The organism is Mesorhizobium sp. M1169, assembly GCF_040318345.1.
In the GTDB taxonomy this organism is placed as follows: Bacteria; Pseudomonadota; Alphaproteobacteria; order Rhizobiales; family Rhizobiaceae; genus Mesorhizobium.
The window spans coordinates 45,228-64,540 of record NZ_JAMYME010000027.1 but is presented as its reverse complement, the minus strand read 5'-3'; the positions used below and the strand labels follow the sequence as shown (position 1 = coordinate 64,540).

Here is a 19,313-nt window from a genome sequence, read left to right as displayed (position 1 = left end):
CGGCGCCTTGCCGTTGGTTTGGCCGTCGGCTTCTATGCGCATCTGGCCTGCCGACACGCGGTAGTGTGACGGCCGCCGCTTAGTAGCGGTTGCCGAACCAACCCTTGCTCTTGGGTGGCGAGGGTTCCGGATAAGCCCACGGGACGGATTTGTAGGACGGCCTCGGGTCTTGGACGTGCCAAGCCTTCTGCCAGTAGTAAAAATTGAGGGGTACTCGGGCGAGTACGCGACCATCGGCAGACAGGAGGTCGGAAGCGCAGGCGACGACGGGGCCGTCGTAATATTGCACGCGGCCGGTATAGCCATTGAGCGCTCCTGGCCGGCAAGCAAAGACGCGAACGCCTGCAGCGATCGTGTCCGGGGCTTCCGCAGGGACGGAGATCGTCTTGATGCCTTCCTTGGTGATGAGCATGCGCACGGGCACAGAGCTCCAATGCGAGCGGCGCAAGGCGTTATTCGCCTGAGTTTCGGTTGGGTAGCCGGTACGCTGGGTAATGATCGGCGGGAAGCGGCCCCAGTCGGGCGCATATTCCTGCCGGCTGCGACTGACCCGATCGGGCTTCCAATAGGCGTCCGTAGCCGAAACGGGTCCACCCGGGGCCGAATGTGCAGCATCCGGCACTCGCCCGGCGCAACCGGCGAGCAAGGCCACGGATGCGACGATGGGGAGGATGTGACGAAAGGTACGCATATCGTGCTCGAGGGTCATGGGTTTCGCAGGTGAGGATTTCCGGTAGAGCCAAGGCATCTGGAAGGTGCTGGCCGAAATGCCGCGATGGGTTTTGCGAGCCTCGCGCCCGATCTGGGTGTAGAGGGGGATGCGACGATCGGGATCATCGGGGAGGGTGACGCCTGCTTTCAGCCTCTCGCCGGCGACGTCGGCCATTTCGCTGGTTGGACGACGCCCGGACGATAGCCTCGTCTTTCCGGATCGGCGAGCTGACAACCCATTTTTTCAAGGTGGTGGTTACGAGCCATGCCATGGCGAGAACGCCACAAGGCCACGTCTGCTTTCCCAGCGTCGCGGTCTGGCCCAGGTCGCAGTCGACGCCGCGATAGGTGCACGAAGCAAAGTTGATTGCTGGTTCCCATGAATCACTCCTCTTCAGATTCATTGAATCAGTAAACTATCTTCAAATCGCCGTGCAAGTGTCTCTGACTCATATCCAGCGAGGGAAGGAGGGTGCTCGTATCCGGATCGGTGCCCGATGGGCCGGGTAGGGGTCTCGGTGTCGAGTTGGCGCGGGGCGCTCTGATTTTGTGGATTTCGGCAAGGGCTGGGACCATCAGGCAATCGACACTCTGAATGCGCGCTATGCCGCGGCGGTCGCAGCGGCATCCGACTGGACGAACTCAGCGGCTTCGTGGGAGCCTTGCCTGATGTCGCTGCAAGCCTCTCGAAGCCGCTGTTCGAGCGCTAAATAGCGAGTCGTTATCGCATTCAGTTTTGTGAAGAACTGCTTGCTCTGCGCAGGGTTGCCCGGCACAGGCGGAGGCGACAAAGCGAAAAGAGCGTCCCTATCAGCGTCTAATTGTTCCAGCTCCGCACAGAAACGGCAAACCTCGTGGTCGGTCGTTCCGGAACTCCGATGTGATGCACGGCGCGAGGCACGTGTTGAGTTAGTCTGCCGACCCACATCGTTTGACGAAAGTACGATCGTATCCAAGGCGTTTCCTCCACGCCGGTTGTGGCCGTGCAATCTGGAATAAAGCGGGTTGCAACCTAAGTATACTGGCGGTTTCGCCTGTCACTTTTGACGGGGCGCAAGACGCTGGAATCCAGCGAGGAGCAACCTAGTTAAATAGCCCGCGCGAATGGCTCGGAGAGGCACGTCGATAGCAAGGAGGTAAGCGCAATTGGACTCAAATTTTCACTACATGACTGAGGGTATTCGAGCAGTTGCCTCTCCTGCGGACGCAACGGACCTTCTGAACACAATTGTCGAAAGTTACGGCCTGGAGACGGCGGCCTTTCTTACCGTCAGGCCGGTTTATGAGGAACCGAGTAAGCCGTTCTATGTGACCACCTATTCGCCTGACTGGGTGAAACGCTACATCGAGAAGGATTTTTTCGAAATCGATCCCGTGCTTCCCTACGGGCTGCGTGCTGTGACATTGGTTGATTGGAAGGAAATCGACCTATCGGACAAGGCTGTGCGGACATTCTTCGGTGAAGCGAGGGAACATGGGGCCGGAAAGCATGGCGTCACGTTCCCAGTTAGGGGTGTCGACGGCGACCGCGGCATTCTGAGCGTGACGAGCAACGAGAACGCAGCGGCGTGGCAGGCGTTTCTCAAATCCGAGGTTCGTGACTTCCAGCATCTCGCCGGCGAATTTCACCATGCTATCGGTCGAATTCAAGGAAGGGCTCTCCATCAGACGGTCTGCTCCGATAGAGAGATCGAATGCCTGAAATGGTACGCGAGGGGAGAGAAGGTCAAACGGACCGCAGAGATACTGTCGTTATCCCCTCGCACGGTGCGATTTCATCTTGATCTGGCACGGGCCAAGCTGGGGGCCAAAAGCTTGGCGCATGCAGTTGCGATCGCGACAGAGCGCGGCCTTTTCTTCCAAAGACGGTTTTGATCGCTAGCCAAGCGCTTCGCGGGAAGGGCCGCCGGCGATGGTTCCCGCCGGCAATATTCGTACCGTTTCGTGAATCTGGGATTATAGAATGATGAATGACTAGATCATGGGGATAGAAGGGAGACGGCGCTCTGTAAAACCTCATCCGGAAAGGCGCGCGACCCTCGGAGGGCAGAACGCTGGCCAGACCAAATGCCCTATTCGCAAACCATACGGTACCGTTTGCCGGGCTCGCTGACGTTCTTGCAGACAAGCAGCTTGTGCGGCTCGGAAGAGGAGAGCGGAGGACTTGCGACCCGCGATCCACGTCTGTTTGATGTCTTGTGACTTGCCGTAGGGCGCGGTTCGAGCCTTTCCGGCTCCTGTGGAGCAACCGGAAACACGCTGGCTTCGATCTGTGGCTGCTGCAGGGGTGGCGGCTCTTTGTCAAAGAATCGCCTGGCATCAAGCGATCGCGGAATAATGACCGTACCATCATCGCTGTGCGCGCAGCCGCTGCCCAACAGTAAAGCCAGCCCCAGGAAAAAAGGCGGTGTCCGTCCAAACATAAGCACAACCTCGGCGGGCATACCCCGGCTTGCCGGTCGCCGACAACCGGCGCAACGGGCACGAAGAAAGGGCGGCATTGCTTGCCGCCCTTTCGAAATTGTAGAGATGCGAGGACCTTTAAAAGCCCATGGCGCCCATGCCGCCGCCGGGCATACCACCCGGCATGCCGCCAGCCGACTCCTTTTTCGGAGCTTCGGCGATCATGGCTTCGGTGGTGACCAGCAGGCCGGCGACCGAGGCCGCATCCTGGAGAGCCGTGCGCACGACCTTGACCGGATCGACGATACCCATGGCGATCATGTCGCCATATTCGCCGGTCTGGGCGTTATAGCCGAAGGTCGCGCCCTTGTTGTCGAGGATCTTGCCGGCGACGATCGATGCTTCCGCACCGGCGTTGGCCGCGATCTGGCGAGCCGGAGCCTGCAGCGCGCGACGCACGATGGCGATGCCGGCGGTCTGGTCGGAGTTGGCGCCGGTGACGGTGATGGCCAGCGAAGCGCGCAGGAGTGCGACGCCGCCGCCGGGAACGATGCCTTCTTCGACGGCCGCACGGGTCGCGTTGAGGGCGTCATCGACGCGGTCCTTCTTTTCCTTGACTTCGACCTCGGTCGCACCGCCGACGCGGATGACGGCAACGCCGCCCGCCAGCTTGGCGAGACGTTCCTGCAGCTTCTCCTTGTCGTAGTCCGAGGTGGTCTCCTCGATCTGCTGCTTGATCTGGGCGACGCGGCCCTGGATCTCGGCCTTCTTGCCAGCACCGTCGACGATGGTGGTGTTCTCCTTGGAGATCGACACCTTCTTGGCGCGGCCGAGCATGTTGAGGCCAACATTTTCGAGCTTGATGCCGAGGTCTTCGGAAATGACCTGGCCACCGGTGAGGATGGCGATGTCTTCCAGCATGGCCTTGCGGCGATCACCGAAGCCCGGCGCCTTGACGGCGGCGATCTTCAGGCCGCCACGCAGCTTGTTGACGACGAGCGTGGCCAGAGCCTCGCCTTCGACGTCTTCCGAGATGATGACCAGCGGCTTCGAGGTCTGCACGACAGCCTCGAGGATCGGCAACATGGCCTGCAGGTTGGAGAGCTTCTTCTCGTGGAGAAGAATGTAGGCGTCTTCCAGATCCGCAACCATCTTGTCGGCGTTGGTGACGAAGTAGGGCGAGAGATAGCCGCGGTCGAACTGCATGCCTTCAACGACTTCAAGCTCGGTCTCGGCGGTCTTGGCTTCCTCGACCGTGATGACGCCCTCATTGCCGACCTTCTGCATCGCTTCCGCGATCATCGAGCCGACCGAAGCATCGCCATTGCCGGCGATGGTGCCGACCTGGGCAACCTCTTCCGAGGTCTTGATCTTCTTGGCGTTCTTGATCAGCGTCGCGACGACGTCGGCGACGGCGAGGTCGATGCCGCGCTTGAGGTCCATCGGGTTCATGCCGGCGGCAACCGCCTTGTGGCCTTCCTGGACGATCGACTGCGCCAGAACGGTCGCGGTGGTGGTGCCGTCGCCGGCGATGTCGTTGGTCTTCGAAGCAACTTCGCGGACCATCTGCGCGCCCATGTTCTCGAACTTGTCTTCAAGCTCGATTTCCTTGGCGACGGTGACGCCGTCCTTGGTGATGCGCGGGGCGCCGAACGACTTGTCGATGACGACGTTGCGGCCCTTGGGGCCGAGCGTGACCTTCACCGCGTCGGCGAGGATGTTGACGCCGCGCAGCATGCGCTCACGGGCATCACGGGAGAATTTTACGTCTTTGGCAGCCATTTTTTACTCCTGGGCATCTCGCCCGAAATTCAGATTGGATGGTGCGGATGAAAGGCGGCGGCTTGTCAGCCGATGACGCCCATGATGTCCGCTTCCTTCATGATCAGAAGGTCTTCGCCGTTGAGCTTGACTTCGGTGCCCGACCACTTGCCGAACAGGATGCGGTCGCCGGCCTTGACGTCCAGCGGGACGAGCTTGCCGACCTCGTCACGGGCGCCGGAACCGATGGCGATGATCTCGCCTTCCTGCGGCTTTTCCTTAGCCGTATCGGGGATGATGATCCCGCCGGCGGTCTTCGCTTCGGACTCGACGCGGCGAACGACCACGCGGTCATGCAGCGGCCGGAAATTCGACTTTGCCATTTTGGATTTCCCTGGTGCGGATGTTGAACGGTTCTCCGTTGCCGGAGCGTGGTTAGCACTCACCAGAAGCGAGTGCTAACGCGGCAGTGAGATAGGCCGTAGGCTCCTGCTAGTCAAGACGGAAGAGGGACGGGCGAAGAGCAAAAGAGCGTGGAAGCACCGAGCCTTTTACGTGGACGACGGCGGAGAACGGACATGGATGGGAAGCCTTCGCCAAGGGCTTTCCGCGACCACGGCCTCAAGCATGTCAGGACAAGGCCTATACGCGCCAACGGTGCCGGCACCACGATGGAGCCCTCCGTAGAATTCTCGTCACGCCAAGATACAAGCGCCATTCAACCGGCCCCCCGTTACGCCTCCAGGCAGACAGGCGATCGCAATCGAATCCGCGGCATCGGTCAATTTCTCCGGTTCGGAGTGGCGTTGCGCCAAGATGGACATTCTGCTGAATTTTACCTGCGGCGCTGTTCATGGACGCGCGCTTGGCCCCATTTCTATTGCCCGCCTCGGCTCATGCGGGGCGGGCTTCTTGGCGTTCTGGGAGGATTTGCTCACCATGGTTCATAGTGGCGGCGCAACCGTCCGGTGAGCGCCTCACCTGAGGCTACAGGCGGCCGTGGAGATTGCCTCAGGAGCGGCGCCCAATCGGAAACCTTAGCACCTCCGCGTTTTGACGTGGCTGCTTGAACTCTTCGACGGCAACCGCCTCAATTAGCAGGTCCAAGGCTTCGCGTCCCCTTCGACTCATCGGGTCATCGCCACAAAGGTAGTCATACGCTCGATCTAAATGCATTCGGGCGGCGGAAAAATCGCTTGTCATAGGGCCCTCTCTACCCGCCCGCATTGCCGTCTACGAGGTGAAGGTCGCGCAATCGTCAATATCTACAGACAAATTTGAATTAAATCGGGGATGATCGGGGGAGTAGCTACGCCTGTGATCCTGTTCGATCCGATTGTTGAGATACCGGCTTTTGCGGATGATGATCGGCTTCACGCCGCGATCGGTGCCGCAGGCGGCTTTCAGCGTTGCAGGAAAGGATCGCCTCGTGATTGGTCTGGCTGCCGTCGATGACGACGCGCTCCGGCTGGCCATGGCGCGCCAGCGCCTTACCGAGGAAGCGTTTGGCCGCCACCAGGTCACGGTTTTCGCTGAAGAAGAACTCGACCGTGTCGCCGAGGCTGTCGATGGCGCGGTAGAGATACATCCATTGGCCGCGGACCTTGGTGTACGTCTCGTCCATATGCCACGTGCTGCCGACAGTACGCTTGCGCCGGTTGAAGCGCTCCAGCAGCTGCGGCGAGAAGTGGACGACCTAGCGATGCACGGTGGAGTGGTCGACCTTCAAGCCGCGTTCGGCCATCATCTCTTCCAGATCGCGCAGGCTCAGATTGTAGACCAAGTACCAGCGCACGCACAGCAAGATCACCGACTGGTCGAAATGACGGCCCTTGAATATCACGTGCTCCTCCATAGCTGACGAGCGTTCCATGCCATGCTCCGCTTACCGAAAGGTTTGCGACCGCTCATGTTGCCGCGGTTCGCCGAACAGGCCGACAAGGAAGGCTGGCCAACTGCCCCTTTCTCGTCGCGACTATCGAAGCATCAGTTGGCCGAATGATGCGATCGAAGTCGCATCCGCGCGGCATCTCGCCCCTCCGTCAAACACCTTCGCCTCAGCGTCTAGCAAAGCGGCAGCAGGCCATGTCGTACCCTTCAGCCCTACAACCACTTTTGTTTCCACAGCATGAATTCGATCTTGCCGGGGACATCAAGATGCTCCGGAAAATCGGGAAAGGAAATGGGCTTGCCGTCGCGGACGAAGATAGCCACATCATTGCTGCTATTCGTCGCAACATAGTTTTCTCGCCTCATTTTTCCGCCTTTGGAGTCGAAAACAAATCGTGTCGAATTGATCCATGATGGTGAAATGAAGTTAAGATGATCAGCGATCTGCCAGACGCGACCCAAACGCACGCGGAATGCTGCAGAGAAGTTGATGGGATCTGGGATGAAGATTGAGAGGTTGCGTACGCCAATCTCATCAAGCCTCTCCAGGAGACGACTGAGAACTAAATGATGATCATTTGTGTTGCGCAACAACGGAAATTGATTGTAGAGCCTGATTCCGCGCCGTCGAAGCTCTTCGATTTTTTCAGATACATCTGTGCAGATTTCATACGGATGCACAATGTGAAAAACTACGCGGACGTTGTGCGTCGCAAAGATTTCAATTTTCTCTGGTGTGAACGCATCCGGTTGATACACAATAGCTCTTGTATGAATACGGATTGACTTTACCGATGGAACCGAGCGAATCCCCTCCATGGTTACCTCCAGCCGGGATGTTGGCAGGATCAACGGATCTCCGCCTGATAGGATTACCTCCGTGACCTCTGGGTGGGTGCGTAGATATTCGAGCAGCTGGCGCAGATCTGCATTCTGTCCATTTCGCGGGTCAACGGCATTGTTCTCTGTAAGCACGTCTGTTCGGAAACAATACTGGCAATGCCCAAAGCACTTCGAGGTGGGTAGGAAAAGGATGCGGTCCGCGTATTTTCTGATCATGGACGTTTTGTTCGTATCGCCGAGCGCATTTGATCGGTCATCGACGAAGTCGTTCACCTCATTGGGAGCCCTCAATGAAATTTTGTCCTGCGTTGGAAAGGACGCTCGATGAAGCGGCCCCAGATGATTGCCTAGCGCCTCAACTTCTTCCCTGACTTTCATTTCATAGAATGGCGTGACCTTCACGGGCAGCAGTCCCTGCTTGATAGAGATGGTCTTGAACGCCTGATTGATGGAGGACTGGTTCATGTTAGTTCCGCTCGATTGTTGCGGTTCAAAACAATGGCTATGAGGGCGATAGATGCAATATAAGGGAGAGAGACTCCGGCGCCGAGTATGATCAGCACAGCGGGAATGACAATCACAGCAGCGAGTAGCCTCGAAACCAATCCTTGCCTGAGTCGGACCAGTGCAACCGCCGAAACGACGTAAATGGCAAGAAAGTTCATTCCGGCCAAGCTGAACATTAATTCGATATTGAGCAGCCCAATCTGGTCACAGGCGACGACTATGATCAGGGCTGCAGCCACGCAATAGACACTGTTGCGAGGCGCACCATTGTGCAAGCAACCGAGACTGGCGGGAAGGAAGTGTCGTCTGGAGAGGTAGAATACCAGCCGTGAGACGGCCACAACTGACCCGAAGAGATTGGCAGCGACCAGCGATGCGCCAAGCACGGGAACCAGCCAATGTGGAGCGGTAGGTGCGATTTGCGCCGCCGCCTGGAATATTGGAACATTGAAGTTCGACTTAATATCAGCGATATGCACGAGCGCCGCGCTGCCGACGTAGACGGCGCAGATCAGAATAAAGGCAAAGACCATTGCTCGGCCAAAATCCCTCTTAGGATTCCTAAAATCCGCGGACAAATGGGACGCGATCTCCCAACCGGTGAAGGAGAAGAAGATCAGCGGAATCTGGCTCGCAATCGACGGGAAATCTGAGGGTCGACTGAAGCGGACACCGTTGGCCCGTACTGCCAGCACGATTAGCACAAAGAGAGCGCCTATCAAAAGCGATAAGGACCAGCCGCCCACCAGCTTCACGCCACTGCGGAATGTCTCACCAGCGGACAGGGCGAAAAAGCCAGCAAGCAAAATAAGTAGCGCCGCAATCAGATGAACATCAACACCGGGCCAAGTTAGCATTTGTAGGTAGGCCGAACCCACAATCGCGATAGATGGCAAGCCCAAAATTACTGCTCCAAGAAAGAGCATTGACACGAGCAGTTCAAGGTATTGGCCAAAAGCAAGCTTAGCGTAGTACGCAACACCGCCGGCACTCGGATATGCACTGCCTAACATAACCATCGTGGCGAGGATTGGCGCAGAGAGCAACGAGCAAGCAACCCATGCGTAGATGCCGTCCCCGCCGATTTTTGCGAACACTAGTCCTGGGAGCACAAGAATGCCGGATCCAAGGATCACTGTAGCTATAAGCAAAGTCCCTGAGACGAGTCCCAGATGTCCCGTGAGTTCGTTATCGATAATATCTTTCATAATACCCTCGGAAAGTATAATTCGGCACTAAGATGACAGTCGCAATATAGGCGGGGCGGATGGCGAATCCTTTGGTGTACTGTCAATCATTTGAAGTGCAGAGGGCACTCGAGTGGGGCCTCCTCATTGTTGTCGGGGATCATGTATTGCGGCCACTGCGCTTCGCCGAGAAGGTAAGATCCCAGCAACGAGCTGTGTGCGACATCGTCGTAGATGTCGATGTTGCGCCTGATCGTTGCTGTTATGGCTCTGCCTTTCCGATCAGCGGGAGCAGCTATGTCGAAGATCTTGCGCGGATTTATAACGAATGCCAGCCCGGGGCCTAGGTTTCTACTTTTACGAAGAACATGCCCTGGATGACTTACATTCACGAAAAGTTCACAGCCGTCAAAGCACATCGTCCAAGTATGATGCGCAGGATCCTTGGATACGTTCGCAGGCCAAGTTCCGTGATCCTCATCCAGTAGAAACTGCATCGCTTCTATGAATACCTTCTTGAAATGATCTGTGGCTATAAGAGTGGTTATTGGCTCAAAAAGCACTAGTAGTGGGCAATGGTGGTTGAGGTCGATGGAGCGAATATTAGTGTGTGCGATGTAGGTGCGTAGCCCAGAAGCCAAAACACCAAGGTCATATTGTGAAGTCTCGAATTTGTATGGAATGAGGAGGAAGCATAAATTGCCTCGTTTGACCGCGTTCTGCCCGAAAATACAGGGAAATCTAGGGCGGGTTTCTGTCTCGGCTTCGAACTTCGACAGAACGTGCGAAATCGCTGCGTGGCCCCACCAGAATTCAGCCGTGAGGTTAGCAAGTTCTCCTTGGTTGATCAGCATGTCTTTCTCCCAATTCGATTTGGCAATCCGTTGTTGGAGTTCGTTGCGCAGACGGATTTGTGCAATGCGGCGTGCATGTATCCGATTGCCCGCGAGCCGTGCTATCGCCGTCACCGCCTTCGCGCCGAGAGCTGCGCCCACACGGTGGCTGTCTCTCCGCGCGGCTCAATCCGGCAAAACGACAAATCAAGCCGGGGCCTGAAAACACCTGCTAGTTGAGAGATGCCGGATGTGCCGCTGTAATGCGCAATATCTTCCGTCGGCTCGGAAAGCTCGGTTTTCGCGGGTAGACCGCATGTTGGGCGGGCCTGGTCATGGTTGATGTCTCCTCAGTCCGTGCCTCAACGCGTTTGGGGATAGCCCTGCATGCATCGTGCCGAACCAGAATATCCTGTGAAAACAACACGATCCCTCATAGAACGCTGTGTCTCATGTCCTAACATCGTCGAGGATCCGACAATGAGTATGCGGAAGAACCCGATCAGGATGAGAGTTTCGCGGTAGGGACGCTCATTGCTGTGCGCCCCCGGCACAGATCCACGCGGGCGGCTTCCCGCACGTGGCTCCTACCTCGGGTGTTTGACGGCGAAGCGAACACTCGGCCATGGATGAAGGTTGCAAGGCTTGGGAAGGTAGTCGTTGGCTAACTGCGCGATCCATTCCCACGTAGCGCCGTCCTTCTGGCTGCGTCGCTGGAGCGTACGCCGGCAAAGGTCGATCACATGATACCTGAACGCTGTGAGCGCCGGATATTTGTTGGAACCGCGAAGTATGCGAAGTGCCCCCCAACGGTCTGCTCAGCCACTTCCGCTGCTTGGGGATCGACCAGTGCATGCGCCGCCGCAATTCCACCTTGATGTCCTTGAGTCTCGCCCCCATGCGGCCGCGGGTCTTCCTTTGAAGCTGGAAGTGCCGTTGACGCGATTTTCCGCAGATGAGCGTAAACTCCAAGAACGCAAAGGTCTCCGGTTTGCCGAGCCCACGCTGCTTGCGGTTGGCCGCCGCGTGGCGACCAAACTCAATCAGGCGGGTCTTGTCCGGATGGAGCGACAGCGCAACCTCCTCAAGCCTCGCGCGCATCTCACTAAGGAAACGCCGGGCGTCGTGCTCGCGCTCGAAACCGACGATTACATCATCGGCATAGCGCACGATGATCATGTCGCCGGTGATCGATGCGTGTGCTGCCCGTGGTTTCGGCTCGATCGTCTTCTGGCGCCGCGAAGTCGGTGCGGGGGCGAACGAGATTGGCGAGCGGGTGCGCCCGGCAGACCTTTCCGTCGCCGGGCTTTGCCGCACACCGTTCCTTGTACCGAAGCGATCGACAGGACAGCGGGTCTCGATGAGGCGAGGGCGTCCAGCTTGAAGATTGTCGCTGAACGTGTTGCCGACCTCGCACTCTATGCGGCGGACCGCAATGTCAAGCTAGCGCTGGAACCTCTCAATCCCGTCTACGCCGGGGACCGCACCTGCCTCACGACTGTGCGTGACGCTGTTGATATCTGCGGGGCGGTCGATGCGCCGAATCTGGGCGTTGCCGTCGATGTCTACCATGTCTGGTGGGACCGCGACCTTGACACCCAGTTGCAGCGCGCCGGCATAGACAGGATTTTCGACTATCACCTTTGCGATTGGCTTGCCGACACGCGCGACGTGCTGCTGGACCGCGGCATGATGGGCGACGGTGTTGCCGATCTCAAGGCGATCCGCGCGAGTGTCGAAGGCGCCGGCTATACCGGTCCCGAGTTCGAGATTTTCTCCGCTAACAATCTGAAGCGGCAACTCTTACTAAATGGCCGCTACAATACTCAGCTCCATAATATACTTTAGGTTGTGGAGCTAAGTTAAAATGTCCGGGTTTGGCAAAGTAGGAATGTCGCTCCTGCTTGTGCGCTGTCAATCTCTCCGCCGACGGTCGCATTACGCGTTGAAAACCTTGGTACGAAGCCCGACGAGGCTGTAGTTGTCGAGCTGGACATTCGTTCGCGTGCACAATTCATCCATCCAGAGACGTTTCATGCTCTGACCGACTTTGGCATTGATCTGCCCTCGCCGCCTAAACCCCTCGGTCTAGCGATACCAAATCTCGCCGAACAGCTTGCGGCTCGGCACGCGCATGACCATCGGTTCGTCGAGGTATCCGACAAGCCTTCGGAACGGTCGAAGCGCTTCTTGTGCAAATTCGTGGTCGCGTTTGTCCCTCCGAGGGACGAACAGACGGCGGTCGTTGAGGTGTCGGTGCGATCTCGCCATCTGTCGCAGAGCATCGTGCGCAGAGTTAGAACCGCCATCGTCTTTTCGAAATTCGGCAAGGAAGACGTTGTCGCGCTTCTGAAAGACCCGCACGGATTGATGGCAGAGGAGTTGCGAAGCCTGGTTGGGCGGGCGTTGGCCGCCCAAGAATGCGGATGAAGCTTCGCTCAGTGATGGCGGGACGGCCGATCTTGATCATCGACTTTGACAGCAACGGCTGGATGGCTCTGCTCGGCGAAGCGCTGCGCTGTTCGGTTCCCGAGAGCGCCCGGCGATCCCTACCATCCGCCAGGGTGACGTATTACGAGGAGGCGCCCGACGCCTTGATCGACGACGCATCCCTGAGCTAGGTCGTCGACGCCGTCCTCGACTGGATCAGGGCGAACTCGCTCCAAGTGTACCACGGGACAAGGCTGACCGACGAGGAGGCCCGGCTGTTGAAGCGGGACGGGCTGCGTCCGTTGTCCCTTGGCGATCGCATCGGGTGGCTGCGATCAACGTTCCCGGACCTTCGGGATACCCTCACGGAAGCGGTCGTGACAGCAGCCATGCACAAGGCCAACTCCGGCATCGCGAGAACCAGGTCCACGCCGCCATCTCGCGCGCCGAGATGCTCAGAGGATACGACTACCTCTTCGAAGGCTCGGAGTTCAATCGGCGCCTGCTGCAGTTCGGCGGTCATCCAGCGATCTGCTGGAGCCCACCGCTTTCAGCGGTAAGCCAGTACTTCTACCGCAACCGGAGGCGGGGACCGACACGCGTTGATGGTCGAGCATCAACTCCGGCCGCTCTTCTGGTTCTTCGAGGCGCGGACCCTGGCGACGGGGATCTATGCATCAGAACGGGAGTTCGTCTATCCCGCCTCCGTCTCCCCGCCGCCCGGTAATCATCAGGCGTCAGCCCGTGACTGGTCGGTCCGGGTTGCCGGATTTGATCACGAGCGTGAATTCGGCCTTGTCCAATATTGGCCAGCAGTCTCCCATAGCAGGTCCGGCTCCCAAGCCAGCAGTTAATCCCAAAAGGTCAGTGTTTCCAGACTATATCATCAGCCTCGAGGACGGCAAAAAATACAAGTCCCTTAAGCGCCATCTTGCGCGATCGGCTTTGGCAAAATCGCTAGGCTTGGGTAGGAAACCTGCTCTCCCTAAGAAACCGCGACGAAAAGTAAAGCCAAGGGAAGACGCTGGAGCGGGAGAGGGCCAAGCGCGGCCTATCCCCATATGCACATGGCCGGGCTGTTCCGGACCGTTGAGGGCCAGCGACGACCGCGCGTCAGAGAAACAACGTCGCCCTAACGACGCTGCAGACCATGCCAAACGGTTTGCAGGTGTCCTTTGCCGGACTGCTCGCCGACGGGAAGACGGTTCCGGAGGGCGCGCCCATCAGTTGGACGAAAATGCGATCCGCAAGCGTCTGGCGCACATCATCGACATGGAGCGAAGACAACGCGCTTTGCACGCTATAAGATGGCCGAATTCAGGGCGTGGCGGAGGCGACATTCATGAAATTGAAACACAAGCGGCAATATCAGCGTCAACACAATAGCCGCGGTCGCCAGGGCGCTGAAACTTGATCCAGCGACCTTCCTCTTTTCCGACCCTGACAACGACTGATCCACCCGTTTTCTGACGCAGCCGGAGACGTAGGCATTCAGTTCGTAGAGCCGTAAACTTCCAGAGTCATCATCCGTGCAAGGCTAAAGGGAATGCCTGATATGCATAAAGACCGTTCCGCCGAGGCGGCCATGGCTTCAATGAACGCAAGTTTGACGGTAGCGACTAAGCAATCGAACCGTGATGTCAATGACCTTCTGAGCTTCCTCCCATTTAGGAAGATCTCGTTCGCCAACACGCGTAGCGATCGCGGCCAGTATCCAACCTACGCAGCTGATGTCTTCGGCGGCCTTCAGTTCCTGATGCTGCAGGATGCAAGCTTCAATGGCCGGTCGCGGCAGAGACCCGGGCGGAGTACGCTCAGCGATTAGCTTGAGACCGGCGTCATAGGCGACGCAAATTCTGATTCTGTCGCCCATTTCCGATTGCATCACCACATTCGCCCAAAGGGCCAGCTCCGTGAAAAGATCGGTTACTTCATCCCTCATTTAACACTGCCGCTGTTTTCTTCACGAAAGAATTCCACGGTCAAGGTCCAGATAGCGCGTGGCCGGGACAATGAGCGAGGTATTGTCAGGTTTGTTATAGGCGAACCATAACCAGAGTGTTTTAAGCTTGCTGAGAACTCGTCAGGACGCTCAGTTTGCTCGGCAGGGTCTCCGTCGAGACATAGCTGGCAGACATACGCATGCGGTTTCGTCACGACCAAGACCACCGATGATTTGTGGCAGCGATCACAGGCAAGAGCCGGGCGTGCAGTAGGCCAAACGTCATTTTCTGTCTTTAAAACACGGAGCCGCATGGTTTGGCAGCCAGTCATCTTGCTGCAGCCAGCGGAGGGGCGCTGGGCTGGTACAGTGGTCTCGGGTTCAAAGCGGAGGTATGAGAAAGCGAAGCTCTCCCGGCTCACTGCGCCAGCAATCGTATCGGCACTCACAGGGGCATCCCAGGCTGATTGTGGCCCGTAGCGAGAAAACTCGATCGGGCGGGTTTGGCTGATTAACTCGCATTCTGACCGCCGAATTCAAGAATAGTGTTGCCCTTAAGAAAACTCTTCCCGCTTGAGTTGCACGTATGCAACAGTCACTACCGACCTGGAGGAGGCGAGAATCCGAAACTTCCCGGCGCCGCAGACGCCCCCTTATTTGAAATCGCGTCTTGGCTTGCGACCTGGATGCTTCGCGCGCATATGCCAGTGTGATGGTACAGGCGAAGGGCAGCTGATAAAGCGATCGGCAAGTCCGACGGTTACATCGCCGCCACGCCGCTGCTCGCCCGTTCGTGGTCGCCACGCGAGACATGAGCCCAGTCGAGTCTGGTTGGTCAGCCCAATCAATCAACTAGGAGCGTCGTTGAACCCAATGGGTTGAACGAAACATCGATTCAATGATTTAGTCATAAGGCGCACGATCTAAAGTCGGATGGCATCCTTTTGAGTGATTTTGCTATTCTGGGTCGCACGGTTGGCCCCCAGCACCGGGAAATTCAGACGCTCTTGCGTCAGGCGCGGGATCAGCAGGCTCGCGTCTTGTGTTTGTGTCGGCATCCCGGAGTGCCTATGTACATCGCCGCCGTCGGCGAGGAATTGATTATCAAGCGCATGCCTAACACCGGCAAGGACCATGCGGTAGACTGTGATCGCTATGAACTGCCCCTTGCACTGTCGGGAAAGGCGGAGGTCCTGGGTCAAGCGATCGTTGAGGATCCTGCCTCGGAGGCGGCGCGGCTGAAGCTGGCCTTCGCACTGACACAAGGCAAGGCGCGACAGGGGCCATCCGGCGAGGGGACTTCCCACCACACTGTCAAAGCCGATCCGAAGAAGCTTACGCTGCGAGGCTTGCTCGACTATCTCTGGGAAGAGGCGGAGCTGACAGTAATGGCACCCGGCTTTGTGGGAAAAAGACATTGGGGATTGGTCCGGAAATTTCTTTGGGGCGCGGCCGATGCAAAGTCGAGCCAGAAGTTCCAATTGCGCGAGCTGCTGTTTATGCCGGCAATGTACTCCCCTGAGCACAAGGATCGCCTGGCAGCGGATCGGGAGCGGGCTTTCGCGGCAGCAGCCAAGGCGAAGCACAAGAAGATCGTGATCGGCATTGTGAAATCGCTCGACCCCGCCCGGTTTGGCGGCAAGCTGTCGATCAAGCATATGCCCGACGCGCCGCTCTTCCTGGACGAGAAAATGTTCAAGACAGTGCCGAAGCGCTTTGCAGCGGAATTCGACCTGTGGCGACTGCACGAAAATTCGCACCTGATCACCATCGCAACGGTCATGCAGAGGCCGTCCGGCATCCTGGCGATCGACGAAATCGGCTTTATGAACGTGACGGAGCATTGGATCCCGTTTCAGCACAGCGACGAAAAGCAATTGATCGAGGTACTGACCGGGGAGCATCGGCGGTTTGTGAAAACGTTGCGCTACAACGTCCTGCCAGCGGTGCCGATGGCGTTCGGTCTTCTGACTGACGTTGACCAGCAGGGAACGGCGCTTTTTGTCGTGCCGCATGATGCCAAGGAGGCCATACGGGCGGAATTCGACCATCTGGTTTCAAGCTGCGAGCTTGAGACCTGGTGCTGGGACGCAAGCGGCCCCCAGCCGGCGCTACCGGACAAACAGCAGCGGCTTTCGGCTCCGGCTAACAGGCAGGCTTTGGAACATCGACCGAACACGTGAACCGCGGCAGTGCGTGAGGGGGCCGCGGCCGCCGTGGATCGAACCCTGTCAAGGGTTCGGTCCAGTCTGGACCTAGCCAGAGCGTTGCCCGGCCAGGTCAGGCGGAATAGAGTCCGGCGCGGCGGGGTCATTTTATCTTGAATGCGACTTCGCAGCGATCCCAATGGCTATCGCATGCAACGATCGGTGCATGAAACGTAGCTACTCCCTCAATTTGGATGAACACCGCAAGATCGAGCGCTGGCGCCAAGCGCCTTACGGAGGCGGATCGCTGTCTGGACCAGCGCCTCGTCACCGATGGGATGAGCATGAAGGTCGTTGATGCGGGCGGGGCATGCCGGACATTAGCAACTATCGACGCAGAGAAGCGTATTGTCGTTCCGCGTTCAAAATCACCGAAACGGCCGTCAATCTGATACGCTCATCGCCGCTTAGCGCGCAGCCAGACTCGTTGCGATCGCGTCTTCTCCAGACGTCGCCTACGATGGCCCCTACAGAATGTGTGATGCAGCACGCCGGGGATCGGTTATCGATTTGCAGGCGGATCCGAAGACTGACCAGCCGCGTTAGAGGCGTTGCGGATTTTCTGGAGGATGATGGCATTCGGATCGGGAACGTCGGCGAACTGCCACAGGCCAAGGTGCTGCTTTTTAGCGACCTCCTGCGCGACGATATAGGGAGCATGAACCGGAGCGCCGTTCGGAGTGACGGCCGCAAAAGCCCAGCCGGTCGAGATCAGCGCCGTGCCGAGATCGATGCGAGAACCGGCCGCGGATCCTGAAGTAGGCTGTGCGACGCAAACGACGAAGCGCGTTTTGGTCGCGGCCCGCCAGGCGGCCGTGTAGCACTGAGGTTTGAGATCCCGGATAAGAGAGACGAGCATGGCAAGGCTTGCCTCCCCGCAATCGACACGCCCGCCTGCCCCATTTGTGAAATGAGTGCCTCGCAGGCAGGCTTGAACGCCGTAGAGACGGTGGGTCTCACCGGCATAGGTCCAGGTGTCGCCGGTGCTGAAAGATGCCGTAGCGGGAATCGGAAACCAGGGATTGGCTTTGTCCTCGGCCCATGCCGGAACACCGGCGAGGGAGGCCGCGAGAATGCCGGCGGCGGCGAAGCCAGGCTTCATTATTGATACCTGCTCAGATCGAACCAGAAGCGTTGTTTGCCGTCGCTCGTCGTGAGATCGAGATAGTTTGGCTCCGTCCTCTGCTCGCGCGGCGTCACAGCCGATGTTGGACGCGCACCGTAACCCGAACCTCTCGGGTAAGTGCCCCAAGAGGCATTCGTCGCATTCCGCGGAGCACAGAAAGCGCCGTTGCTGTCGGGCTTGTAGACAGTTTGTGAGCGAGAGCTGTTGTCGCTTCCGCTCGATTCCGTCTCGGGCGAGACGGCGGTCGTGGCGTCCGGGCAGGGTTTGAATTTCTCATATCCGATACGACCGGAACTGCCGGCCTCGGGGCACTGAGGCCAGGGCTCCCCCTGCGTGACCATACGGAAAGCGCGCTCGACCGGGGGCACACATTCGCCGACGCTCGCCCAACCCTGCGGGTTGAGGATGCACAGCAAGACCTTGCAGCCAAAGTCATCAGCATGGGCCGGTGCCGCCGACAGAGCCGACAAGGGCGGCAAAAACGCCACAACGGGAAGAACTCTGCTCATTTTCATTGTGCCAGCCTCATTTTCGCGATTGCGGTTCATCGGTTCATTGTATTAATTCAGCATTCCAGAATCGGCAACGGCGTAGGATTATTTTAATGATTCGATCCCGCAAAACGGTACTTGCAGCGGGTGCGATCCTGGTGACGTGCCAAGCGGCGTCTGCACAGGAAGCTTCCCGGAACTTCCAGGGCAGCGTCACGGCACCCACCGGTCGCATCGTCAATGCGGCCGTCGACGCCAAAGGCCGGGTGATGCCGGCCTACCAGGTCGAAAGCCAGGACGTTCAGCGGATCGGTGCGGCGGGAGGTGCTGACAGCGCGGCCGCTACGGTGACACCGACCTTGGCTGACAACCCCTGCCCCGGCGTCGCTGCGCTGCCGAAGGAAGAAGGACAGCGTATCGTCGAAACGGTCGCGCGCCAGCAAGGCTTTGCTCCGCCGCTCGTCTTCGCGGTTGCCCGGGCCGAAAGCCGCTTCAATTCCGGTGCGCTATCGCCCAAAGGAGCCTATGGCCTGATGCAGCTTCTGCCGTCCACGGCGGTAAGCTACGGGGTCGATATCTGCGATCCCGCGGATAATGTGAAAGGTGGAATCGGCTTTCTGCGGGATCTGCATCGCAAATTTCCGAACCCGATATACATGCTCGCCGCCTACAATGCCGGCGAGATCGCGGTTCTCAAATATAAGGGCGTGCCGCCCTACCCCGAGACGGTCGGCTACGTCGCCAACGTCATCAACGATTTCTACCAATGGCCATCGGTCGGGTCTGAGGCGGTGATGCCCGCCTGGGCGGTGAGCCTTGACCTGGCCGGCGTTCAACCGGCTGCGGCCGGCGCAGCGGATCAACGAAATGATCCGACATCCCGCGCCAACTCCCGCAATGGCAGCACAATGACGTCTCGCGAAGCGACGGCGCCGGTCTGGCAAGGCGGGATGGTGCAAAACTTTGACTGAGGAGAAGCTTT

16 protein-coding genes and 2 pseudogenes are annotated in these 19,313 nt (G+C 58.3%); 7 read left to right on the top strand and 11 right to left on the bottom strand.

Annotated elements, in window-relative coordinates; genetic code table 11:
* Nucleotides 1-79 precede the first annotated feature (79 nt).
* A complete protein-coding gene (locus tag NKH41_RS23245) occupies nt 80-886 on the bottom strand; it encodes a hypothetical protein (RefSeq protein WP_352934188.1) in 807 nt (268 codons plus the stop codon).
* A 971-nt stretch (nt 887-1,857) separates the two neighbouring features.
* Between NKH41_RS23245 and NKH41_RS23240 the strand changes: the two genes are divergently transcribed.
* Complete coding sequence (locus NKH41_RS23240; RefSeq protein WP_352934185.1) at nt 1,858-2,586, top strand: helix-turn-helix transcriptional regulator; 729 nt, start codon at nt 1,858-1,860, stop codon at nt 2,584-2,586.
* A gap of 666 nt (nt 2,587-3,252) precedes the next feature.
* Here the strand turns inward: NKH41_RS23240 and groL are convergent.
* The 8 genes and pseudogenes from groL to NKH41_RS23200 all read right to left on the bottom strand — a co-directional run bounded on the left by groL (nt 3,253) and on the right by NKH41_RS23200 (nt 11,314).
* Entirely contained in the window at nt 3,253-4,896 is a 1,644-nt protein-coding gene (gene groL, locus NKH41_RS23235) for a chaperonin GroEL (protein WP_352934182.1), read from the bottom strand.
* Nucleotides 4,897-4,961: 65 nt separating this feature from the next.
* On the bottom strand, nt 4,962-5,258 hold the full coding sequence (gene groES / locus NKH41_RS23230) for a co-chaperone GroES (protein WP_352453535.1): 297 nt from the start codon (nt 5,256-5,258) through the stop codon (nt 4,962-4,964).
* 628 nt (nt 5,259-5,886) lie between these two features.
* Entirely contained in the window at nt 5,887-6,078 is a 192-nt protein-coding gene (locus tag NKH41_RS23225) for a hypothetical protein (RefSeq protein ID WP_352934179.1), read from the bottom strand.
* Between the two features lie 108 nt (nt 6,079-6,186).
* Nucleotides 6,187-6,715, bottom strand: a pseudogene (locus tag NKH41_RS23220) (IS6 family transposase); the annotation flags it as partial.
* A gap of 263 nt (nt 6,716-6,978) precedes the next feature.
* The gene (locus NKH41_RS23215) at nt 6,979-8,073 is read right to left on the bottom strand and encodes a radical SAM protein (RefSeq protein ID WP_352934177.1); all 1,095 of its coding nucleotides are present in this window, start codon (nt 8,071-8,073) and stop codon (nt 6,979-6,981) included.
* A complete protein-coding gene (locus tag NKH41_RS23210) occupies nt 8,070-9,323 on the bottom strand; it encodes an APC family permease (RefSeq protein WP_352934174.1) in 1,254 nt (417 codons plus the stop codon). The genes NKH41_RS23215 and NKH41_RS23210 overlap by 4 nt, the downstream gene beginning before the upstream one ends.
* Nucleotides 9,324-9,409: 86 nt before the next feature.
* Nucleotides 9,410-10,297 carry a YqcI/YcgG family protein gene (locus NKH41_RS23205; protein ID WP_352934172.1) on the bottom strand — a complete coding sequence of 296 codons (888 nt, stop codon included), beginning with the start codon at nt 10,295-10,297 and terminating at the stop codon, nt 9,410-9,412.
* A 369-nt stretch (nt 10,298-10,666) separates the two neighbouring features.
* Nucleotides 10,667-11,314: an RNA-dependent RNA polymerase family protein gene (locus NKH41_RS23200; protein ID WP_352934169.1), complete on the bottom strand. Its 648-nt coding sequence runs from the start codon at nt 11,312-11,314 to the stop codon at nt 10,667-10,669.
* On the opposite strand from NKH41_RS23200, the gene NKH41_RS23195 reads away from it, so the two are divergent.
* From NKH41_RS23195 to NKH41_RS34195, 4 genes and pseudogenes are all read left to right on the top strand, one after another.
* Entirely contained in the window at nt 11,198-11,983 is a 786-nt protein-coding gene (locus NKH41_RS23195; protein WP_352934166.1) for a sugar phosphate isomerase/epimerase family protein, read from the top strand. The two genes, NKH41_RS23200 and NKH41_RS23195, sit on opposite strands and share 117 nt — an antisense overlap.
* Nucleotides 11,984-12,597: 614 nt before the next feature.
* On the top strand, nt 12,598-12,756 hold the full coding sequence (locus tag NKH41_RS23190; protein WP_352934164.1) for a hypothetical protein: 159 nt from the start codon (nt 12,598-12,600) through the stop codon (nt 12,754-12,756).
* 337 nt (nt 12,757-13,093) lie between these two features.
* Nucleotides 13,094-13,260 (top strand): annotated as a pseudogene (locus NKH41_RS23185) (NAD(P)H-dependent oxidoreductase); the annotation flags it as partial.
* Nucleotides 13,238-13,951, top strand: coding sequence for a MucR family transcriptional regulator (locus NKH41_RS34195; RefSeq protein ID WP_502906042.1), 714 nt, complete (start codon nt 13,238-13,240; stop codon nt 13,949-13,951). The pseudogene NKH41_RS23185 and the gene NKH41_RS34195, both read left to right, overlap by 23 nt.
* 205 nt (nt 13,952-14,156) lie before the next feature.
* Here the strand turns inward: NKH41_RS34195 and NKH41_RS23175 are convergent, their stop codons facing one another.
* Entirely contained in the window at nt 14,157-14,507 is a 351-nt protein-coding gene (locus tag NKH41_RS23175; protein WP_352698838.1) for a hypothetical protein, read from the bottom strand.
* A gap of 944 nt (nt 14,508-15,451) precedes the next feature.
* On the opposite strand from NKH41_RS23175, the gene NKH41_RS23170 reads away from it, so the two are divergent.
* A complete protein-coding gene (locus NKH41_RS23170) occupies nt 15,452-16,690 on the top strand; it encodes a DUF1173 family protein (protein ID WP_352934161.1) in 1,239 nt (412 codons plus the stop codon).
* Between the two features lie 526 nt (nt 16,691-17,216).
* On the opposite strand, the gene NKH41_RS23165 is transcribed toward NKH41_RS23170, so the two are convergent.
* Nucleotides 17,217-17,816 carry a thermonuclease family protein gene (locus NKH41_RS23165; RefSeq protein ID WP_352934158.1) on the bottom strand — a complete coding sequence of 200 codons (600 nt, stop codon included), beginning with the start codon at nt 17,814-17,816 and terminating at the stop codon, nt 17,217-17,219.
* Between the two features lie 472 nt (nt 17,817-18,288).
* On the opposite strand from NKH41_RS23165, the gene NKH41_RS23160 reads away from it, so the two are divergent.
* Entirely contained in the window at nt 18,289-19,302 is a 1,014-nt protein-coding gene (locus NKH41_RS23160; protein ID WP_352934155.1) for a lytic transglycosylase domain-containing protein, read from the top strand.
* Nucleotides 19,303-19,313: the final 11 nt, after the last annotated feature.

Excerpts from the sequence above, each read along its gene's own strand:
- NKH41_RS23165 (WP_352934158.1), bottom strand. The coding sequence starts at position 17,816 with ATGAAGCCTGGCTTCGCCGCCGCCGGCATTCTCGCGGCCTCCCTCGCC.
- NKH41_RS34195 (WP_502906042.1), top strand. The coding sequence starts at position 13,238 with ATGCATCAGAACGGGAGTTCGTCTATCCCGCCTCCGTCTCCCCGCCGC.
- NKH41_RS23245 (WP_352934188.1), bottom strand. The coding sequence starts at position 886 with ATGGCCGACGTCGCCGGCGAGAGGCTGAAAGCAGGCGTCACCCTCCCC.
- NKH41_RS23175 (WP_352698838.1), bottom strand. The coding sequence starts at position 14,507 with ATGAGGGATGAAGTAACCGATCTTTTCACGGAGCTGGCCCTTTGGGCG.
- NKH41_RS23210 (WP_352934174.1), bottom strand. The coding sequence starts at position 9,323 with ATGAAAGATATTATCGATAACGAACTCACGGGACATCTGGGACTCGTC.
- groES (WP_352453535.1), bottom strand. The coding sequence starts at position 5,258 with ATGGCAAAGTCGAATTTCCGGCCGCTGCATGACCGCGTGGTCGTTCGC.
- NKH41_RS23225 (WP_352934179.1), bottom strand. The coding sequence starts at position 6,078 with ATGACAAGCGATTTTTCCGCCGCCCGAATGCATTTAGATCGAGCGTAT.
- groL (WP_352934182.1), bottom strand. The coding sequence starts at position 4,896 with ATGGCTGCCAAAGACGTAAAATTCTCCCGTGATGCCCGTGAGCGCATG.
- NKH41_RS23215 (WP_352934177.1), bottom strand. The coding sequence starts at position 8,073 with ATGAACCAGTCCTCCATCAATCAGGCGTTCAAGACCATCTCTATCAAG.
- NKH41_RS23200 (WP_352934169.1), bottom strand. The coding sequence starts at position 11,314 with ATGATCATCGTGCGCTATGCCGATGATGTAATCGTCGGTTTCGAGCGC.
- NKH41_RS23195 (WP_352934166.1), top strand. The coding sequence starts at position 11,198 with ATGGAGCGACAGCGCAACCTCCTCAAGCCTCGCGCGCATCTCACTAAG.